Consider the following 19,860-nt stretch of genomic DNA (forward strand, 5'->3'; position numbering starts at 1 on the left):
GCTTGTTGAAGAAGTATTCAACACACTGATCGACCCCTATAAAAAAGGTGACTTATGTCACCTTTTTCTGTAGGAGGACTGTAGGAAAGCTTACCTCACCCCTGTACTCCGCAAGGCTGCCGGCGTGTAGTCCCCTGCTTTGGCGACGACACCGAATTCGAAGCTGCGCTTCTCCTCGTTCTTCATCCCCAGGGCAATGTAGCGACCGGCAATCAGGTCATACAGCGCTTCAACGGTATACGCCGGGACCTGGTGATCGTAGTAGAACTGCGCATGCCCTTCGGCGACACGCCACAGCTGGCCGCGACCGTCGTAGTGGTCGGCCAGTGCGACTTGCCAGCTGTCTTCGTCGATGTACATGTGACGCTTGGCATACACGTGCCGCTCGTTCGGCTTGACCGTCGCGACCACCTCCCAGACCCGGTGCAACTCATACCGGGTCAGGTCCTGATTGATGTGCCCGGCCCGGATCACGTCGGTGTACTTGAGATTGGGCGAGTCGAGCTTGTAGCTGTTGTACGGGATGTACATTTCCTTCTTGCCGACCAGCTTCCAGTCGTAGCGATCCGGAGCACCGGAAAACATGTCGAAGTTGTCGGTGGTCCGCAGCCCGTCGGACGAGGTGCCCACGCCGTCATAGGCGACTTGCGGCGCACGTCGCACACGGCGCTGGCCGGCGTTGTAGATCCAGGCCTTGCGCGGCTCCTGGACCTGATCGAGGGTCTCGTGAACCAGCAATACGTTGCCCGCCAGCCGCGCCGGGGCGGTGACTTCCTGCTTGAAATAGCTGAGCACGTTCTCGTCGCTGCCCGGTTTCAGGTCCCCCAGCAGCGAGGGCACCGCGACCTCATCCTTGAAGCGGATGACGGTGAAATCACCATTGGACTGAGGGGTTGCCTGGGTGATGGTGCGGCGCAGGTTACCGCCGTGGTAACGGGTGACGTGGTTCCAGATCACCTCGACGCCGTTCTTCGGGATCGGAAAGGCGTAGTAGCGATTGCCGGTGAAATTGGCCAGACCGTTCCCGTCATTGATCGGCGTCACGTTCAGGGCGCTGCGCTTGGCCGACTCATTGATGTCAGCGGGCACGGCCACGGTACGGTGGGTTGGATACACCGGGATTCTGTAGGTCTCGGGATAGCGCTTGAACATCGCTATCTGGCCATCGGAGAGCTTGTCCTTGTACTTGTCCACGGTCGCCGCGGTAATGGTGAACAACGGCTTTTCATTGGCGAACGGGTCCGCCAGGAAACCCTTGCTGTCCACGGCACCGGCGTTTTTCGGCAGGCCACCGGTCCAGGCCGGGATCGAGCCATCGGCGTTGCCGGCCTTCTCGCCGCCCAGCGGGGTCAGGCTGGTGCCGAGCTTGTTCGCCTCTTCCGGCGACACCGCGGCCATGACGTTGACGGCCAGCAGGCTCAGGGCCAGGGCGCCACATTGCAGGATCGTCTTGCGCATTGATTTCATCCTCTCAGCCAGATCAGAAGTTCACGCCAAAGCTCAACGCCAGGAAGTCGCGGTCTTCCAGGATGTTGTAGTCACCGCCGAAGAAATCGGTGTAACTCAAGCTCGCGGTATAGGTATTGCGGTAGTCGGCATCGACGCCGAGGCTGATCGCCTTGGCGCCTTCGTTGAACAGCCCGTTGGGGCCGTAACCGGCGACGTCATGGGACCAGGACAGGTTGGGTTTGAAATTGATCCCGGCGATGACATTGTTGTAGTCAAGGATGGCGCGGGCGCGGTATCCCCAGGAGGTCGATGTGACGAAGCCGTCGGTATCGCCGCCGAAACCGTATTGGCCGTACACCGAGTCGCGGCCGTAACGCAACCTGGAGCGACCCTCCAGCCCGCCAACGTGGACAACCGCCGCCTCACCCACCAGGGTCAGCCGGTCCGCGCCCATCACCTGATCGACGAAGTGGGTCAGGGTGCTCTGGATCTGCGTCACTTCCTTGCGGCGATAGCCTTTGTTGTCCGCCCCAGCCGCAGACGCGATCGGGGATGCCGCGCCACCGGCGATCGGGTTGAGCATCGCCAGCGTCAGGTCGGTGCTGTTGAGCTGCACCGGCGCATTGGGGCGATAGCTGATTTCGCCGGTCCACGCGGTGCCAGTCGGCAAGGTGGTGGAGAAGCTCGCACCATAGAGGCGTATGTCTTCCGGGTACTCGAGGTAGTACTGGCCGCGACCGAGCATCACGCTCTGGGCCAGCGCCGATCCGGTGCCGGGCGCAACAGCATTGGCGGCACCGACGATGGCCGGGATTTGCGACAACGTGCCCAGGCCGGCCGTGGTGGTGCCGACGTTCGGTGTGCGGCTGTGGTAGTTCATGAAGTACAGGCCGTATTCGGTATCGTCGCCCAACCAGCGCAGCGCCGTGCCCCATTGCCCCGAGTCGCGGGCGTCGCGGTCACCGCCACGGGGCACAATCACCCCTTCCTTGCCGACCTGGAAACCCTGGCCAAACGCGGCGGCGATCGGTTGCAATGGCGCGATGGCAGGGCTGCCCACGGTGTAGCCCGTGGTGCAGCCGTCTGCGGCGACGTCACCGCCGAAGAAGGTGCCGCAGTTGTCGAGAACGGTCTGGTCCCACTCCAGTTGGTAGAAGCCTTCCACGGTAAGTTTGTCGGTAAGGCCCTGGGAGGCGAACAGCATGTTCACCGGGATCAGACCTTCCTTGATCTCCGCCCCAGGGCGGCGGAACGCCGACACATCGACCGGGTTGATGCTGTTGATCGAGTTGCCGATGAAGGTGCTTTCACCCCAGCTGACCACCTGCTTACCTGCACGCACAGTGCCCGGCAGGTCGGCAATGGAGTAGTTGTGATAGACAAAGGCGTCGAGGATCTGCGCGCCGGCAGACTTGGAACCTTCCTTGCGATTTTTATCGCTGATCGGCTTGAACTCGCGGTCTTCGTCCTTGAGTTCGAAGTCGTACCAATACTTGCCACGGACAAATACCCCGGTGTCGCCATACTTCAGCTCGAGATCGTGGATCCCCTTGAAGATCTTGGAAAAGGTTTCGCCCTTCTTGAAGTTCAGCCGCCCGTCGTCACCGGTCGACGCCTGGCCTGTCCCACCATTGACGGTCCCCACCAGCGCCTTGTCGGCATCGCGCATGCCCCAGCTCGCGCCGACGGACAACGAGGAATCGAAGGTCCCCTCGATTTCGCCAATATTGAATGAAACGGCCTGCGCCTGGGCGCAGCAACCCAAGGCCACCGCGGCGGCCAGCGCATGCGGTGTGAAGATGGCGCGCATTGTTGTTTTTGTCATGCGTCTTCCCCGGTGAGTGACAGAAGGCCACACCCTACTGCCGCATCCCGAAGGCGATAAGCGCACCAAGGAGGTATTCGTGGTGTCGCTCTAAAGGATGAATGGCTGCAACAGGTGGGGTTTTGCCCGGGATATGGATGAGCTGGATGGCGGGTTATCACGCAAAGCATGCGTGCACCGGCACAGCGGCAGCGACTGTTACACAAACTGCAACAGTGCATGTCCGCAATCGCTATTCCTCATTTGCCGCCAAGGGCTTATTCTTGCCAGGCTTTCACGGCAAACGGCCTGAAAGCACGGCGAATGGCCTGTGATCCTTCCATTCCATTGGCGACAATTTTTAGATGAATTGAAATTTTCAACTCATCGCCCTATGTTCACTGACGTTGATTTGTAGCTCCTTGATCCAACGTCTTCCTTTGGCCGCTGCGTTTGCAGCGGCCTTTTTTATGGGCGGAGTTTTTAGCGCCTACACTATTTTCGGAAAGTGACTACAGGAATCGGTAAACATACGAAGCACCTGATGATTAAAGGTAGTAGCTGCAAGCACTCGTATGCATCGCATGCTACTTCAACCTTATTCAATTCAGAGCGTTTCCTCATGATACCTATTGATGCCACCACCTATCGCTCCCTCAAAGGCTTTAACAGCCGGGTCCGCTTTCTGATTCTTCACTACACAGCTGGCAACTTCTCCAGTTCGGTCAATGCCCTGACCGGCCCGAATGTCAGTGCCCACTATCTGGTCCCTGACATTACGGATCAGAGCTATCTCAAAGCGGGTCGTTCCGACCAGGTAATCTTCAATCTTGTCGATGAAACTCAGCGCGCGTGGCATGCGGGCCCCAGCCAATGGGGCAGTCGGAGCAATCTGAATGACACCTCTATCGGCATAGAGATTGTCAATGTGGCTTCTTTCAACCAAGGAAAGTTCACCTTTCCACCCTATCATCCAAAACAAATCACGGCGATTGAAGCGCTGGCGCTGAACATCCTTGAACGCTATCCCGATATAACTCCGACCCAAGTGCTTGGCCATTCCGATATTGCGATCGGCCGCAAGAGTGACCCGGGGCCACAATTTCCGTGGCATGCACTGTACTTGAAAGGTATCGGCGCCTGGTTCGACGATGCCACTCGAAATGCCATTGAGCAGCAATATGTCAAATCCGGCATTCCTGCCCGCGCGGAACTGCTGAAGATGTTCAAGACTTACGGGTACGACGTGTCCGGCGTGACCGGCGTGCCCGACGTGAAGATCGAACAAGGCTTCACCCAGCTTGTCCGGGCGTTTCAGTTGCACTTTCGCCCGGAAAAATATGATGGGGTCATGGATGCGCAAACGGCTGCGAATCTGGCGGCGTTGGTTCGTAAGTATTTTGCTTGATGAACGGTTGACTTGACCGCAGAATTCACTGCGATCTTTTTCTAATATTTCGACTGCATTGATAGTGCCGGAAAGCTGCTATCCAAGTCGATCCTACAAGAGATTCCCTATACCAGTGTAAGAATTTTATTTTTATGCGAAGAGCAACATCGCCTCCATTCAATACTTGTGGAAACATCCTTCGCAACTCGAAGTAAAGCCTTACACATCTCTCAGACCCACCGCTATAAACTTTGATGTAAATTTTAATAAACCGGTCACCATCGGCCGGCTAAAGCACACCAACAAAATCACACGTCAAATTGCGCACAAATTCAAAAGGATATGAATATGCAAAAGCCACCTGGACCGCCACGTCCAAATCCATCAAGGCCTGGATATCTTGAGATCGACACCTATGTTGACATAAGAGGTATTGCGCCTGATCACGTTACTCTCCCACCTCGAGGATCAAGTCACCTTAAAGCCGGGCCATTTGGCATCGCCCGCGCAGAAAGTTTCGTTCAAAATCGGGCAGTTATCGTACGTAGAATCAACGAACTGGAACAGGACTATCAGAGCAGGAGCAGTCAACTGCCACAATCCATCGAGGCAGATCTGGCTGCGGTTCGATCAGAAGGTCCTAGTGATCCAGTTGCACCCATACAGTCAATCATTCGCGAGCTACAGGTTTTAAATAAACTTCATCAGCGAAAAACCGCTGAACTCCATCATAAAACAACGACTGCCAACGCGTTTTATGGAGGTGATCCTTTTAACTGGAATATTCACGATTACATGTTAAAAGCCACGAAAATGGAACAATGGCCGGGGCCGAACGGTTTAGCCACGCAGGCCTTGAACCAATCACTCAATGCCGCGAACGATGCAAGATTGTTGTCGCTAACCCTTCATTCGCTTGGCCAGCGCAACCTCCATCTGACGCAAACCCTCAATACGTTGCAGGCCGCTGAAACAGCGCGATTGGCAGCAGAACAGGAAGCACAGCGTGTCGCCGCTGAGCAGGCACGCCTCAGGGCGGAAGCTAACGCTCTGGCCCATGCACAGGAGCAGGCTCGGCTAGCCGCGATGGCAGAGGCCGAACGATTGGCCTTCGAGAAAGCCCGGATTGCCGCGGAGGTTACCGCACAGTATTTCGCTGCCGAACAGGCTCGCCTCGAAGCCGAGGCCGAAGCCCAACGACAAGCCGACCAACTGTTCCTTGAAAATCAACGGCAAGCGGAAGAAAAAGCGCTCCGTGATGCAGTTGAGGCCGCGAAGGCTGCCCAAGGTGATCGCCCGTTTCCAGTGTCGGGCGCCGCGGCGGCAAATGGCCCGGTATTTACCGTAGCGGCGGGAGCCATCGCCACTAGCACGGCGAGCACCTTGGCCATCCAGACCAGTTTGCGCGCAGCAGTCTTAGCTGTGCTTGAGGCAGCGGCAGCATCGGCAGGTGCGGTTGTCGGCGGATTCGCAGCACTGTTGTGGCCCTCGCCGCTAGGTAATAGCGATCGCTACGCCCTGAGCGTGCCGCTAACGGACCTCACATCCCGCGACTCCCAAGACTTGCATGCGATTGCCCAGGCCAATGGGGAAATCGCACTGCCAGTCGCGATTGGCTCCAGGACTGTGGGTAACACAACGGAGTTCTTCGTTGCCGCCACAAACGGCACGACAGTACCTGCCAAAGTGCCGGTGCGTCTCCCGGCTTTCGATCCAGGTCTGAACGCCTACCAGACCTACAACCCGGATGTGCCGTCCATTGGCATGACATGGACGCCAATCGTGAAGCCGAACGATGCGTCCACTACGTTGCCAGCGGGTGAGCGGAAGATTGCCGTCTATGACGGCGCTAGCGCGACCGCGTTGGAAGGAAGAGTTGATGCCTTTCCAGCATTGGATTTGTACAGCTTTGGTGGATTCATCTATGTATTCCCAGCTGATTCGGGCATTCCACCTCTTTATATCGTGTTCAACAGTCCTTATGATGGGGCGACTGTCAAAGGTAAATACAGCGGGCGCGATTTCAACCCGGAGCAAGCGGGTGGACCTATTCTTCATTTGGACTGGCGAACAGCAGTGATCACCCGACAAGGGATTGACTTAGTTAAATTGCATATTGCGCGACTCGATCAATCTGATGCCAATGAAGTGATGATTCAACGTCTAGAAAATATACTGAAAGGCGCTTTAGATATATCCGATACAGATCGGCGATACTATACTCATGAAATTAGGGAACTGGAAAGGTTCAGAGCCATGGAACTTAGTGACAATTTTATGCCTGAGGAAGGCTCGCCTGAATGGAATAACACTCATACAGCCACATTAGAAGACTTTAAGCTTAGTGCAAGTGAGTCACTGCTGTATTCCGAGGAGGCAATTGAGGTCGGAAACAAGCAGATCGACCAAATTTACAAAAATCTTCTTAAAGGAGAGTTTCAGTGAACTCTATCGAGCAAATTGTAAAAAATGAGCCCATTGTGGATATCGTGACAGCGTTCGGCGTCGGCCTCGCATATCCTTCGTTAGACAGAATGTTCAGTCGATATCGGTTTGAGGTCATCGCCAGTGGAGAACTTCTGAGCACCTATGCTCAACTTTTCAAAGAAGGTGTGCTTGCTAACGGAGAAGGACCGGTCCCAATAAAAGGACCCAACTGGAAAGCCCCTCAATTTGTCACAGAAAAACGCTACGTCGAGTAAAAAGCAATACCCCCAAGCCGTCTTAGGCGGCTTGGGGTGTCACAGTCTTTAAATCGAATACCTCTGCAAATTCCCCATCATCTCCTTCAACGCCTCAATATTGTCCTTAGGATGCGCCGCCCCCTCGAAATCACAGATCTGCTGCCAATGCGCCGCCACATCCTCTGGTGAGAACCCCACCCGCGGATCGAACCCGGCGCCCAGGCTGCGTTCCCAGCGGACCTTGCCCATCCAGCCGCCACCGACTTCAAACAGACCGGAGGTTTCCTGGCAGTTTTCGCTGGCCAGGTACACCACCAGCGGGCTGACCAGTTCCGGCTTGAGTTGTTCGAACACTTGCGGCGGGATCAGGCCTTCGGTCATGCGGGTGCCGCCGGTGGGGGCGATGGCGTTGACCAGGATGTTGTTCTTGCGGCCTTCGATGGCCAGGGTGCGGGTCAGGCCGTAGAGGCCGAGTTTGGCCATGCCGTAGTTGGACTGGCCGAAATTGCCGTAGATGCCCGAGGTCGAGGCAGTGAAGATCACCCGACCGTAGTTCTGCTCGCGCAGGTGCGGCCAGGCGGCGCGGGTGACCTTGTAGGCGCCTTCGACGTGCACCCGGTAAACCAGGTCCCAGTCGCCGTCGTCCATTTTATGGAAGGTCTTGTCCCGCAGGATCCCGGCGTTGTTGACCACGACGTCGACCCGGCCAAATGCGTCGAGGGCGTTCTGGACGATTTTGTCGCCATCGGTGACAGAGTCATGGTTGGCCTCGGCAATGCCGCCGGCCTCGCGGATTTCGGCCACCACCCGATCCGCCGCCGAAGCGTTTGCGCCTTCGCCCTGGGTCGAGCCACCGAGGTCGTTGACCAGCACTTTGGCGCCTTGTTTTGCGAACAACAGCGCATGCGCCCGTCCCAGGCCACCGCCTGCACCCGTAATAATCACGACTTTATCTTCGAAGCGCACAGACTCGTTCATTGGGGGGACTCCAGCAGGCCAGGGACAATGGGTCCGAGTGTCAGGCACGGCGATGCTGGTCACAATGAACACGGGGAGGCTGAATGGTGTGCGATAAGGCTGGGGGATAATGACTCAGGAACATGCCACCTTGCGCGGCGGCGATATCTGCTGATCGCGAAACTCCAGATAGTGCTTGAGCACCAGCCCCGGTGCTTCGGTCTGCGGGTAGTGGCCTATACCGGGCAACAGCACCGTATCCGGGTTCGGGATCAACTCCCGATAGCGCTCGACCATGTGCCCTCCGGAGACCGGATCGACCTCGCCATCGATCACCCGCAACGGCACTTCACCGCGCTGCATCGCGCCGACCCAGCGCTCACGCTGCACACGCCGCTCGGGGATATAGCCGATCAGCTTGTGTATGACCCGTGTCCCCTGATTGCTCTCGATCAGGCTCCAGAAATCATCCATTTCGCTCTCGGTGGGGCGGCTCTGCGGACCGAAGATCTGTCGGAAACTCTTCACCAGCCCCTCCCGGGAAAAGGCCCGCCCAATCATCCAGCCCAAGGGGCTGAGCAATAGTTTTTGCATCAGGACAGGGCGATGGGTTTCGGGAAACAGGCCTCCGTTGAGGAATACGCAGCTGGCGATATGAACGCGCGCTTCGTAATGCCGGGCCAACAGTTCCTGGGCGACGCTGTCACCATAATCGTGGGCGAGCACATGCACCGGCTCCTCGACGTTCAAATGAGCCAGTAGCGCCTGCTGCAGATCGGCCTGCTCGAGCAGGCTGTATTCATGGTGCTGCGGCTTGGCGGAGTCGCCAAAGCCGAGCATGTCACAGGCAATCACCCGATACCGCTGGACCAGGGGTTGCCACAGGTAATGCCAGTCCCAACTGGCGGTCGGGAAGCCATGAATGAGCAACAGCGGCTCACCCTGCCCCGCCGTCCAGTAACGGAGGGTCTGGCCACGAAACACGAAAGACTGGCCGCGCTTGCGCCAGACACACAGGGGGATCTCGGCGAGTGGCATCAGAGTTTATAACCCGGGTCGAGTTTATCGAGTTTGCGCAGCAGCGCCGGCCAGGCCAGCGCGCCACCCATTCCTTGAGCACTTTTGGTTACGCCGGCGATCATCGCCTTGGCGCCCGCCAGAATCTGCGGCTCGATGGCGATCAGCTCGGCACCACCGTTCTGCGCCAGCACCTGGATATCGCAGGCGCGCTGAAAGTTGAACATCATCAGGAAGGTGTCGGCGATGGTGCTGCCACAGGTCAGCAGACCATGGTTATGCAGCATCAGGAAATGGTTGTCACCGAGGTCCGCTTGCAGGCGGGCTTTCTCTTCATGGTTGAGCGCAACGCCTTCATAGGCGTGATAAGCCAGGCTCGACAGGACAAACAATGCCTGCTGGCTGATCGGCAACACGCCCTGCTTCTGCGCCGACACCGCGACGCCGGCCGCCGTGTGAGTGTGCAGTACGCAAACGACATCATGACGCACTTCATGCACGGCGCTGTGGATAGTGTAGCCCGCGGGATTGATCTCGTAGGGGCTGGCCATCAGCTTGTTGCCCGCCTGATCGACCTTGACCAGGCTCGATGCAGTGATCTCGTGGAACATCAGCCCGAACGGGTTGATCAAAAAATCTTCGGTGCCCGGCACTTTGGCCGAGATGTGCGTGAAAATCAGATCATCCCAGCCATGCTGGGCGACCAGACGATAGCAGGCAGCCAGGTCGACACGGGTCTGCCACTCGGCGGCACTGACCTGGTCTTTGACACTGGGGGGCGATTGCACGGGGGTTACGCTCACGGCAAGGAACCTCGGCTTTTTATTATGGAGTGTTGCCAATGACTACCGAGTCTAGTCAGCCTCCAGAATTCCTGTAGTTGCATTGGCAGCCAGCTTGATGGCCTAGCGAGTCAGGCTGCGCAAGCAACCGGTCAGCCCCGCAGGACGCTGACCAACTCCGCCAGCCAGGGCTCGGCGTCGGTTTCCGGGGTCACGCTTTCGCTGGCGTCCAGGCGCAGCATGGGCAGGACTTCGCGAATGCCCAGTTCGCCGAACAGTTCACGCATCTGCTCACCACCGCCACAGAAGGTGTCGCCGTAGCTCGCATCGCCCAGACCGATCACGGCGCCCGGCAGGCCACGCCAGGCGGCGGGCAACTGGTCGCGAATAGCGAAATACAACGGCTGCAGGTTGTCCGGTAGCTCGCCCATGCCAGTGGTCGAGGTTACGGCCAGAAAAGCCTCGGGGCCAAAGGCCTGAACATCGGCGAGGCTCGCGCGCGGGTCATGGAAGGTTTCGAAGCCTGCGGTCTTCAAAATGTTCGCGGCGTGGCGGGCGACTTCTTCAGCCGTGCCGTACACCGAGCCGGAAAGGATGGCGACTTTCATCAATCTGATCCTGAAGGTGAGTAAAAAGAGTGGGATATTAACAGCCGCAGCAAAAAAGCTGCGATTAGCTCTCATTCAGCCTTGATGGCCGCTAGAGTTCTTTTAGAATGCTGCGCTCAATCAATCTGGAAAGGATCCTCCGATGATCAACGCTCAACTGCTGCAAATGGTGATCAACGCTTCCAACGACGGCATCGTGATTGCCGAAAAGGAAGGCGAGCAAGATAACATTCTGATCTACGTCAATCCGGCATTCGAGCGGCTGACCGGTTATACCAGTGAAGAAATCCTTTACCAGGATTGCCGTTTTCTTCAGGCCGGGGACCGCGATCAGGAAGCCCTGCCGTTGATTCGAGAGGCATTGCGCAGCGGCGGTTCCTGCAGGGAAATCATCCGCAATTACCGCAAGGATGGCACGCCATTCTGGAACGAACTGTCGCTTTCGACGGTGAGAAATCCGAACGACGGGCAGACTTATTTTGTCGGCGTGCAAAAAGACGTCACTGTTCAGGTCAAGGCGCAGCAGCGGGCGGCGCTGCTGGAGGCGCAACTGGCTGAGGTCCAGGCCGAACTCGCCGCACTCAAAGCGACGAACGGCAAAAACAAAACCGCGAATTAATGGTCACTTACTACAATCACCGATGACTTTGTAACTATTTCTTGCGAGCAGATCATGCAGCGCGACGCACTCCTGACTCAGGATGAACTGGATTTTATCCAGACCATGCAGCACAACCCGCAACTCAATGTGCGGGATGCGACGTCTAGCCTGCTCGTCAACGGTGGTTCGCAGATCCGTGACTTGCTCACGCGCCTTGCCGCTCATGAGCAAGTCACCCTCCAGGCCACGTTCGAAAACCAGCAGATGACCTTTCCGCTGCAGCTGGTGGAAGACGAATTTCATGCGCTGCATTTACGCCTCGGCGTGCCCAGCATCTATGAAGACGGACCGATGGTCCGGCCCTGGCGCCTGGTGCTCGAGGAGCCGGTTGCGCTGGAAAATGCCAATGGCCATCCTGGCAGAATGTGGGTACACGAAGTGTCGTTCAAAGGGGTGTTGCTGGAAGTTCGCAACAAGACCAAACCACCCAGGCATTTCTCCTTGTGGTTCAGCCCGTCAGGCTATGAGCGGATTGCGTTGCGCGGCACCTTCGAGAAAGAAACCGAGAATGGCTTCCACGCCTATCAGTTGAACCAGGGCGACAAGGACGAAACCGAGCGTCTGCGCCAATTCATCCTGCAACAGCATCGGCTGACTCATCCGGCCCTGCATCTCTGACTCAAGTTTCGAGATTGCCGGCCAGGAACTGCTTCAACCGTTGGCGCATCACCATTCCCTCGCTCCCCAGACTGCCGATCGACGATCCGGCCAGGCTCTCCTGCGCCAGATCAGACGCCTCCCCTGCCAGCATCAACTGGCAATCCAGGCTCAAGGCCAGGCGATTCAAACGTCGTGGCAACTCGGGCGCTGGCATATGATTGGAAAACAGCACCAGCGCCTGGGGCTTCACCCTTTCGCAGACCAGGGTCAATTCGTTCAAAGGCTGACCCAGCGCCAGCACTTGAATGGCCGAATCGACACTGCTCAGAAACAGCGCCGTGACCAACAGTTCGAGTTCACGGCACTGATCGTTCAGCGGGCAGACAATCACGCGTCGCGGTTGCATGACCCGCACCAGCAGCAGACGTTGCAACACGCGAGAACGCAGAAAACCATCCAGGAACAGCCACTCGCTGGTCTGGCCAAAGGCTTCCTGGCGGTGCAGCAACAGCTTCCATAGCGGCAGCAGGATGTCCTGGAACACCACCGTCAGCGGGTAACTGGAAAAGATCTGCCCATAGACCTGCTCCAGGCGAGCCTCGTCAAAGGCACTGACCGCCGCCTGTACTTGCTCCTGCCATTGCGCGTAGTCAGCTTGCACCAGCTCATTGGGGATAATGGACGACAGTGCCTGAAGCGGTGCGGTCCTGGCGAGAATCTTGCCGACCTTGCTGACCGCAACACCGCGTTCGATCCAGCTGAGAATGCTGTGGATCCGCTCGATATCGTTCATCGAATACAAACGATGCCCACTGTCGGTGCGCGTGGGCTGAATCAGGCCATAACGGCGTTCCCACGCGCGTAGCGTGATCGGGTTGACGCCGGTCAGGCGCGCCACTTCACGGATCGGAAACAGTTCTTCGCGTTTGAGCGAAGCAGTGCCTTGCACAGTCAGGGCAATGTCGGTCAACTCAGGCATGTAGAGGTTACGTCCATGTGCATTGGATCCTATTGTAGCTCGCTTGCCCTATCGTTATTCAAGTCGTCGTTCAGCGACAAATGTAACCGGCGTACCCGACACCCTCAGCCCCCACCCAAACCGCTCCCACAGAGGATGCCCCACCAATAGGTAGTCCACGCCCGTCGCTGGTATAGTTTTGCTCTCACTGCGACGCGAGCCGTTCATGACCTCTTCATTCGCCCCGATCCTCATCACCGGTGCCGGCCAGCGTGTCGGCCTGCACTGTGCGCAGCGGTTACTCGAAGAAGGCCAGCCGGTGATCTTCAGCTACCGCAGCGAGCGCCCCGGTGTGCAAACCCTGCGCGATCTGGGGGCGACCGCGGTGTTTGCAGACTTCTCCACCGAAGCCGGGATCTTCGCCTTCATCAGCGCACTGAAAACCCATACCGACAGCCTGCGGGCGATCGTCCATAACGCCTCCGAATGGTTGGCCGAAACCCCGGACACAGACGCTGCCGCCTTTACCCGCATGTTCAACGTACACATGCTGGCGCCCTACCTGATCAACCTGCATTGTGTCGACTTGCTCGAACGCTCACGCCCCGCCGACATCGTGCACATCGGCGATGACGTGACCCGCAAGGGCAGCAGCAAGCACATCGGCTACTGCGCCAGCAAAGCCGGGCTCGATAGCCTGACCCTGTCGTTCGCCGCCAAATATGCGCCGACCATCAAGGTCAACGGTATCGCGCCAGCCCTGCTACTGTTCAACCCCGACGACGACGCGGCGTATCGCGCCAAGGCATTGGCCAAGTCCGCGCTGGGTATCGAACCCGGCAGCGAAGTGATCTACCAGAGCTTGCGCTATCTGCTCGACAACCCTTATGTCACCGGCACCACCCTGACCGTCAACGGCGGACGGCACATCAAATAAGCGCCCCCGCGAGGATGTTCCATGACGTTACCCCTGTCCCAGAACTATCGCGAGATCCTCATCGGTCTCGGCGAAAATCCCGACCGCGAAGGCCTGCGCGACACCCCGGTGCGCGCAGCCAAGGCCATGCAGTACCTCTGCCATGGCTACGAGCAGAGTGTCGAAGCCATCGTCAACGGTGCACTGTTCGCCTCCGACAACGATGAAATGATCATCGTCGACAACATCGAGCTGTATTCGCTTTGCGAACATCACATGCTGCCCTTCATCGGCAAGGCTCATGTGGCTTATATTCCAACGGGCAAGGTGCTGGGCCTGTCGAAGATTGCGCGGCTGGTGGACATGTTCGCCCGTCGCCTGCAGATCCAGGAAAACCTCACCCGGCAAATCGCCGAGGCCGTGCAGCACGTAACCGGCGCGGCGGGCGTCGCGGTGGTCATCGAAGCCCGGCACATGTGCATGATGATGCGCGGCGTCGAGAAACAGAATTCGACCATGAACACCTCGGTGATGCTCGGCGCCTTTCGCGAATCGAGCAACACCCGCCAGGAGTTTTTGCAATTGATCGGACGGAGCAAGTAGCAATGCCACAACTTCAGCCAGGAATGGCGCGCATCCGGGTCAAGGACCTGTGCCTGCGCACCTTCATCGGGATCAACGAGGATGAAATCCTCAACAAGCAGGATGTGCTGATCAACCTGACCATCCTCTATGCCGCCCAGGAAGCGGTGCGTGACAACGACATCGATCACGCGCTGAACTACCGAACCATCACCAAGGCGATCATCGCCCACGTGGAGGGCAATCGCTTCGCCCTGCTCGAACGCCTGACCCAGGAAATTCTCGACCTGGTCATGGCCAACGAATCGGTGCTGTATGCCGAGGTCGAAGTCGACAAGCCCCATGCCCTGCGTTTCGCCGAGTCGGTGTCGATTACGCTTGCAGCGAGCCGGGCCACTGTGTAGCAGCGGCAAGCTACAAGCCTCAAGCCGCAAGCTGTAAACTGACAGCCACCGCAATCCAACCTGCAGCTTGAAGCTTGCCGCTTGAAGCTGTCTCGCAGAGACGCCCATGACCGATCAACAACGCCTGGAACTCGAAGCCGCCGCCTTTCGCCGGCTGGTCGCCCACCTGGACAGCCGCAAGGATGTGCAGAACATCGACCTGATGAACCTCTCCGGTTTCTGCCGCAACTGCCTGTCCAAGTGGTACAAGGCCGCTGCCGACGAACGCCAGATCGAGGTCAGCCTCGATGACGCCCGCGAAGTGGTTTACGGCATGCCGTACGCCGAGTGGAAAGCCCAATACCAGCAAGAAGCCAGCGCCGAACAACAAGCGGCGTTCGCCAAAGGAAAACCCAATGAGTGATTTGAACACCCTGCGCGCCAGCCTCAACAGTGGCGAACACCTTTTCGCCGACACCCTGGCCTTTATCGCCGCCGGCTACGACTATCAGCCTCAGGCGTTCAGCAATGGCGGCGTGGAAAACGCCGCCGGGCAGAACGAAGGTTCGTGCAAGACCCTGGGCCTGGCACTGCTGGAAGGTCTGAGCGATGAAGAAGCGCTGTTGGCGTTTGGCGAGCATTACCGTTCGGTGGTGGCGACGCCTGAAGGCAATGACCACGGCAATATCCGTGCGTTGATTGCCCATGGTCTGGCTGGCGTCAAGTTCACACAGCAGCCACTGACCCGCCGGTAACCCCCTGTGTAGGAGCTGGCTTGCCAGCGAAGGGGCCCTTGAGTCATGTATCGCCCTTGAGGACGCCTTCGCTGGCAAGCCAGCTCCTACAGGTTGTTCGTTGTTCGTTGTTCGTTGTTCGTTGTCCGGATGATTGGCATGGCGCGCAGACCACATCCCGACTTTTAAGATTGACCCGGCGACTTTATTTCGTTTGCCGGGTACCGCTGCTCACGGCTTAGATAAAAAGAAGCATCCCTTCTTCAGAGTCAGGCAGCCATGAGCAGCGAAACCATCAGCCAGTCGATCAACATCGTGCACCCCATCACCCTCAGCCACGGCAAAAACGCCGAGGTCTGGGACACCGACGGCAAACGCTACATCGACTTCGTCGGCGGTATCGGCGTACTGAACCTGGGCCATTGCCATCCGCGCATCGTCGAAGCCATCCGTGAACAGGCCACGCGGCTGACCCACTACGCGTTCAACGCCGCCCCCCATGTTCCCTACATCGAACTCATGGATCGTCTCGCCGCGTTTATCCCGGTGGACTACCCGGTCAGCGGCATGCTCACCAACAGCGGCGCGGAAGCGGCGGAAAACGCCCTGAAGATCGTCCGTGGCGCCACCGGCCGCACCGCCGTCATCGCCTTCGACGGCGCCTTCCACGGCCGCACGCTGGCCACGCTCAACCTCAACGGCAAAGTTGCGCCTTACAAACAAAAAGTCGGCGTGTTGCCGGGTCCGGTGTACCACCTGCCCTACCCCAGTCAAGACAACGGCGTGACCTGCGCCGAGGCCTTGAAAGCCATGGAGCGCCTGTTCAGCGTCGAGATCGACGTCGAGGACGTGGCCTGTTTTATCGTCGAGCCGGTGCAGGGCGAAGCGGGTTTCCTGGCGATGGATGTGGCGTTCGCCCAGGTGCTGCGGCGCTTCTGTGATGAAAAGAACATCCTGCTGATCGCCGATGAAATCCAGTCCGGCTTCGGCCGCACCGGTGAGCGCTTCGCGTTCTCGCGACTGGGCATCGAGCCGGACCTGATCCTGCTCGGCAAAAGCATCGCCGGCGGTGTGCCGCTGGGTGCGGTGGTCGGGCGCAAGTCGCTGCTCGACACTTTGCCCAAGGGCGGATTGGGCGGCACCTACTCGGGCAATCCCATCGCCTGCGCCGCGGCGTTGGCGACGCTCGACGAAATGACCGATGCGCATCTGCACGCCTGGGGTGCGCAACAGGAAGAAGCGATTGTCGGCCGCTACCAAGCCTGGCGCGCCAGCAAGCTGTCGCCCTATCTGGGCCGCCTCACCGGTGTGGGCGCGATGCGCGGCATCGAGCTGATCAATGCCGACGGCACACCGGCATCGGCGCAGTTGACGCAACTGTTGGCCCTGGCGCGCGACGCGGGTTTGCTGCTGATGCCCAGCGGCAAGGCGCGCCACATCATTCGGCTGCTGGCGCCACTGACCACCGAGGCGGCGGTGCTGGAGGAAGGGTTGGACATTCTTGAGGCATGCCTGGCCAAACTTTCCTGAAAAGCAAACTACGATCCGGGACTGACGTAGCGAATTATGGTCGCTTGCAGTCCCTGAAATTGCGCCGCAATACTGACTGAAGCCCCCCCTTTTTCAAGCGAGATCACTGCCACCTACACACCTGAGGTCGTCATGTATCACGACAATATAATTTATAAGAAAAAGTCCAACGATCCTCAATTCCTGCTTGGCGTCGCCGTGGTGTTGTTTCTCGGCTCCTACCTGATGAACCTGGGTAACAGCGCCATCAGTCACTTCCTGCATCCGCTGCTGGGCAATGCCCCGGACAGCCTGACCGCACGCAATATCGCCATCGGCCTGGGCATCGCCGCACTGGGCACGCTGAACTTCCACGTCCTCGGGCGCTTGAAGTTCAAGGTGCAGACCACTGTGGTCTGGATCGAACTGTTGATCCTGTTCCTGGCGTTCTTCGACACCTTCGACCTGTCCTACAGTTTCATCCTCGACAAGATCGGCTTCCTGATCATCCAGGGCGCCGCCACCACCCTGTACATTTCCGCCATCGCGATTGTGATTGCCTTCGTCCTGGCGTTGATCGGTGCCGTGGCCAAGCTGTCGAACAACGGCCTGGCCAATGCCATCGCCTCGTTCTACACCTCGTTCTTTCGCGGTGTGCCGCTGCTGATCCAGATCTACCTGATTTACCTGGGACTGCCGCAGCTCGGTTATGTGGTCGACGCGGTGCCGGCCGGCATCCTCGCGTTGTCGTTGTGCTACGGCGCCTACATGACCGAGATTTTTCGCGCGGGCATCCAGAGCATTCCGGTAGGCCAGTGGGAAGCTTCACGGGCGCTGGGCATCAACCCGTTCAAGACCCTGAGCCGGGTGATCATGCCGCAAGCCTTGCGGGTGATCATCCCGCCCACCGGCAACCAGTTCATCGCCATGCTCAAGGACAGTTCGCTGGTGTCGGTGATCGGCGTCTGGGAACTGATGTACCTGGCCAAGACCCAGGGCCGCGCGGATTTCCGCCACCTGGAAATGCTGATCACCGCCGCGATGATTTACTGGGCGCTGTCGTTCATCCTCGAGCGGGTGCAGGCGCGGATCGAAAAACGGGTCAACCGATCCATTGCAAGGGGCTGATGGCTGATGACTCGGACCAATACCGCTGAACTACCCGACCTGGCACCTGCTGCGCAGACCAGCCCTTCAATGATTTCGATCATCGGCTTGAACAAGTGGTACGGCAATTTTCACGCCTTGCGCGATGTCGACCTGAACGTCGCCACCGGCGAAATCCTGGTGGTGTGCGGCCCCTCCGGCTCGGGCAAGTCGACGATGATTCGCTGTATCAACCACCTGGAGAACTTCCAGAAAGGCCAGATCCGGGTCAACGGCATCACCCTCACCAGCGAGGCCGAAAGTGTCAGCGCCGTGCGCAGGGAAATCGGCATGGTGTTCCAGAGCTTCAACCTGTTCCCGCATTTGAGCGTGATGGACAACCTGACCCTGGCCCCGCAACTGGTGCAAGGCGTGTCGGGCGCCGAGGCGAAAAAACGCGCTCAGGTGTACCTGGAGCGAGTGCGCATTGCCGAGCATGCCGACAAGTACCCGTCGCAATTGTCGGGCGGTCAGCAACAGCGCGTGGCGATTGCCCGAGCGCTGTGCATGAACCCCAAGGTCATGCTGTTCGACGAACCGACCTCGGCCCTCGACCCGGAAATGGTCCACGAAGTGCTGGACGTGATGGGGGAATTGGCCACCGATGGCATGACCATGATTTGCGTGACCCACGAAATGGGTTTTGCCAGCAAGGTCGCCGACCGCGTGCTGTTCATGGACCAGGGCCAGGTCATCGAACAAGCCACCCCGGCAGAATTTTTCAACAACCCGCAGACCGAACGCGCACAGCAGTTCCTGTCACAGATCATTGGTCACTGAGCACCGCATTGCCGCCCCAAAACAATAACGATAAGTGGAGATGGACATGATCAGCAAAAAACACCTGTTAGCCGCCGCACTCTCGCTGGCGTTCGTCGGCGCCGCCAACGCCGGAGCCGTGCTGGACAAGATCCAGAGCAGCAAAACCATGACCGTCGCCACGTCGGCGACCTGGCCGCCCCAGGGTTTCATCAACGACAAGAATGAAATCGACGGGTTCGATATCGACGTCTCCAAGGAGATCGCCAAGCGTCTGGGGGTCGAGGTCAAGTTCATCACCCCTGACTGGGACGTGATCACCGCAGGCAAGTGGAACGGACGCTGGGACATGTCGGTGGGCTCGATGACCGCCACCAAGAGTCGCGCACGGATCCTCGACTTCCCCGCGACCTACTACTACGTGCCGTATGTGTTCGCAGTCCATACCAAATCGGCGCTGACCGACCACAAAGCCCTCAATGACAAGACCATCGGCGTCGAAGGCGGCACCACCTCCGAGGACTATTTCAGCCAGGCGCTGGCCATCGAAACCACTGACGTGCCGCCTGTGGTTTATGACGTACAGACCAAAAAAATGAAAACCTATGCCGGCTCCCTCGGCCCGCTGGATGACTTGCGTCTGGGCGACGGTGTTCGTCTTGACGGCATCCTCACGCAACGCAGCACCCTGGAAGCGGCGATCAAAAAGAATTACCCGCTGCGTGCCGTCGACAACAGCATCGTGTTCTACGAACCGCTGGCGATTGCCACCGATAAGGGTGACCCGGAATTGAAGGCCAAGCTCGGTGAAATCATCGGCGCGATGCACAAGGACGGCACGCTGACCAAACTGTCGAACAAGTGGTATGGCGTGGACTACTCGACCGTCAACTAAACACCTGCCCCTGTAGGAGCAAGCTT

21 protein-coding genes are annotated in these 19,860 nt (G+C 58.4%); 14 read left to right on the forward strand and 7 right to left on the reverse strand.

The window, feature by feature from the left end:
• Positions 1 to 90 precede the first annotated feature (90 nt).
• A complete protein-coding gene (locus F8N96_RS17855; RefSeq protein WP_150798901.1) occupies positions 91 to 1,458 on the reverse strand; it encodes a DUF1329 domain-containing protein in 1,368 nt (455 codons plus the stop codon).
• A 22-nt stretch (positions 1,459 to 1,480) separates the two neighbouring features.
• The gene (locus F8N96_RS17860; protein ID WP_150798902.1) at positions 1,481 to 3,274 is read right to left on the reverse strand and encodes a DUF1302 domain-containing protein; all 1,794 of its coding nucleotides are present in this window, start codon (positions 3,272 to 3,274) and stop codon (positions 1,481 to 1,483) included.
• A 601-nt stretch (positions 3,275 to 3,875) separates the two neighbouring features.
• Between F8N96_RS17860 and F8N96_RS17865 the strand changes: the two genes are divergently transcribed.
• From F8N96_RS17865 to F8N96_RS17875, 3 genes are all read left to right on the forward strand, one after another.
• Complete coding sequence (locus F8N96_RS17865; RefSeq protein WP_150798903.1) at positions 3,876 to 4,661, forward strand: N-acetylmuramoyl-L-alanine amidase; 786 nt, start codon at positions 3,876 to 3,878, stop codon at positions 4,659 to 4,661.
• 330 nt (positions 4,662 to 4,991) lie between these two features.
• Positions 4,992 to 7,088: an S-type pyocin domain-containing protein gene (locus tag F8N96_RS17870; RefSeq protein WP_224794107.1), complete on the forward strand. Its 2,097-nt coding sequence runs from the start codon at positions 4,992 to 4,994 to the stop codon at positions 7,086 to 7,088.
• Positions 7,085 to 7,345 carry an immunity protein gene (locus F8N96_RS17875; protein ID WP_150798904.1) on the forward strand — a complete coding sequence of 87 codons (261 nt, stop codon included), beginning with the start codon at positions 7,085 to 7,087 and terminating at the stop codon, positions 7,343 to 7,345. The genes F8N96_RS17870 and F8N96_RS17875 overlap by 4 nt, the downstream gene beginning before the upstream one ends.
• Positions 7,346 to 7,393: 48 nt before the next feature.
• Here the strand turns inward: F8N96_RS17875 and F8N96_RS17880 are convergent, their stop codons facing one another.
• The 4 genes from F8N96_RS17880 to F8N96_RS17895 all read right to left on the reverse strand — a co-directional run bounded on the left by F8N96_RS17880 (position 7,394) and on the right by F8N96_RS17895 (position 10,691).
• Positions 7,394 to 8,305 (reverse strand): SDR family oxidoreductase, encoded by a 912-nt coding sequence (locus F8N96_RS17880; RefSeq protein WP_150798905.1) that lies wholly within the window; start codon positions 8,303 to 8,305, stop codon positions 7,394 to 7,396.
• 114 nt (positions 8,306 to 8,419) lie between these two features.
• Positions 8,420 to 9,322 carry an alpha/beta fold hydrolase gene (locus F8N96_RS17885; RefSeq protein ID WP_150798906.1) on the reverse strand — a complete coding sequence of 301 codons (903 nt, stop codon included), beginning with the start codon at positions 9,320 to 9,322 and terminating at the stop codon, positions 8,420 to 8,422.
• On the reverse strand, positions 9,322 to 10,104 hold the full coding sequence (locus F8N96_RS17890; RefSeq protein WP_150798907.1) for a class II aldolase/adducin family protein: 783 nt from the start codon (positions 10,102 to 10,104) through the stop codon (positions 9,322 to 9,324). Before F8N96_RS17890 ends, F8N96_RS17885 begins: the two co-directional genes overlap by 1 nt.
• A gap of 131 nt (positions 10,105 to 10,235) precedes the next feature.
• A complete protein-coding gene (locus F8N96_RS17895; RefSeq protein WP_150798908.1) occupies positions 10,236 to 10,691 on the reverse strand; it encodes a flavodoxin in 456 nt (151 codons plus the stop codon).
• A gap of 142 nt (positions 10,692 to 10,833) precedes the next feature.
• Here F8N96_RS17895 and F8N96_RS17900 point away from each other — a divergent pair, with 142 nt between their 5' ends.
• Together F8N96_RS17900 and F8N96_RS17905 are read left to right on the forward strand one after the other, a co-directional pair.
• Positions 10,834 to 11,310, forward strand: coding sequence for a PAS domain-containing protein (locus tag F8N96_RS17900; RefSeq protein WP_150798909.1), 477 nt, complete (start codon positions 10,834 to 10,836; stop codon positions 11,308 to 11,310).
• Positions 11,311 to 11,364: 54 nt separating this feature from the next.
• On the forward strand, positions 11,365 to 11,970 hold the full coding sequence (locus tag F8N96_RS17905) for a hypothetical protein (RefSeq protein ID WP_150798910.1): 606 nt from the start codon (positions 11,365 to 11,367) through the stop codon (positions 11,968 to 11,970).
• 1 nt (position 11,971) lies between these two features.
• Here the strand turns inward: F8N96_RS17905 and F8N96_RS17910 are convergent, their stop codons facing one another.
• Entirely contained in the window at positions 11,972 to 12,931 is a 960-nt protein-coding gene (locus F8N96_RS17910) for a MerR family transcriptional regulator (RefSeq protein WP_150798911.1), read from the reverse strand.
• 205 nt (positions 12,932 to 13,136) lie between these two features.
• On the opposite strand from F8N96_RS17910, the gene folM reads away from it, so the two are divergent.
• The 9 genes from folM to F8N96_RS17960 all read left to right on the forward strand — a co-directional run bounded on the left by folM (position 13,137) and on the right by F8N96_RS17960 (position 19,834).
• Complete coding sequence (folM, locus tag F8N96_RS17915) at positions 13,137 to 13,847, forward strand: dihydromonapterin reductase (RefSeq protein WP_150798912.1); 711 nt, start codon at positions 13,137 to 13,139, stop codon at positions 13,845 to 13,847.
• Between the two features lie 21 nt (positions 13,848 to 13,868).
• Entirely contained in the window at positions 13,869 to 14,429 is a 561-nt protein-coding gene (gene folE, locus F8N96_RS17920) for a GTP cyclohydrolase I FolE (RefSeq protein WP_150798913.1), read from the forward strand.
• Positions 14,430 to 14,431: 2 nt separating this feature from the next.
• The gene (gene folX, locus F8N96_RS17925) at positions 14,432 to 14,812 is read left to right on the forward strand and encodes a dihydroneopterin triphosphate 2'-epimerase (RefSeq protein WP_150798914.1); all 381 of its coding nucleotides are present in this window, start codon (positions 14,432 to 14,434) and stop codon (positions 14,810 to 14,812) included.
• A gap of 106 nt (positions 14,813 to 14,918) precedes the next feature.
• Positions 14,919 to 15,215: a DUF1244 domain-containing protein gene (locus F8N96_RS17930; RefSeq protein ID WP_008026968.1), complete on the forward strand. Its 297-nt coding sequence runs from the start codon at positions 14,919 to 14,921 to the stop codon at positions 15,213 to 15,215.
• Positions 15,208 to 15,546: a HopJ type III effector protein gene (locus tag F8N96_RS17935; RefSeq protein WP_150798915.1), complete on the forward strand. Its 339-nt coding sequence runs from the start codon at positions 15,208 to 15,210 to the stop codon at positions 15,544 to 15,546. The genes F8N96_RS17930 and F8N96_RS17935 overlap by 8 nt, the downstream gene beginning before the upstream one ends.
• Positions 15,547 to 15,804: 258 nt before the next feature.
• Positions 15,805 to 17,055 (forward strand): aspartate aminotransferase family protein, encoded by a 1,251-nt coding sequence (locus F8N96_RS17945; protein WP_150798916.1) that lies wholly within the window; start codon positions 15,805 to 15,807, stop codon positions 17,053 to 17,055.
• Between the two features lie 132 nt (positions 17,056 to 17,187).
• Positions 17,188 to 18,162, forward strand: coding sequence for an amino acid ABC transporter permease (locus tag F8N96_RS17950; RefSeq protein WP_150798917.1), 975 nt, complete (start codon positions 17,188 to 17,190; stop codon positions 18,160 to 18,162).
• Between the two features lie 69 nt (positions 18,163 to 18,231).
• Positions 18,232 to 18,960: an amino acid ABC transporter ATP-binding protein gene (locus tag F8N96_RS17955; protein WP_191630671.1), complete on the forward strand. Its 729-nt coding sequence runs from the start codon at positions 18,232 to 18,234 to the stop codon at positions 18,958 to 18,960.
• Positions 18,961 to 19,006: 46 nt separating this feature from the next.
• Positions 19,007 to 19,834, forward strand: coding sequence for a transporter substrate-binding domain-containing protein (locus F8N96_RS17960; protein ID WP_150763936.1), 828 nt, complete (start codon positions 19,007 to 19,009; stop codon positions 19,832 to 19,834).
• Positions 19,835 to 19,860 lie beyond the last annotated feature (26 nt).

It is taken from the genome of Pseudomonas fluorescens (assembly GCF_902497855.1).
Classification (GTDB): Bacteria; Pseudomonadota; Gammaproteobacteria; order Pseudomonadales; family Pseudomonadaceae; genus Aquipseudomonas; species Aquipseudomonas fluorescens_BI.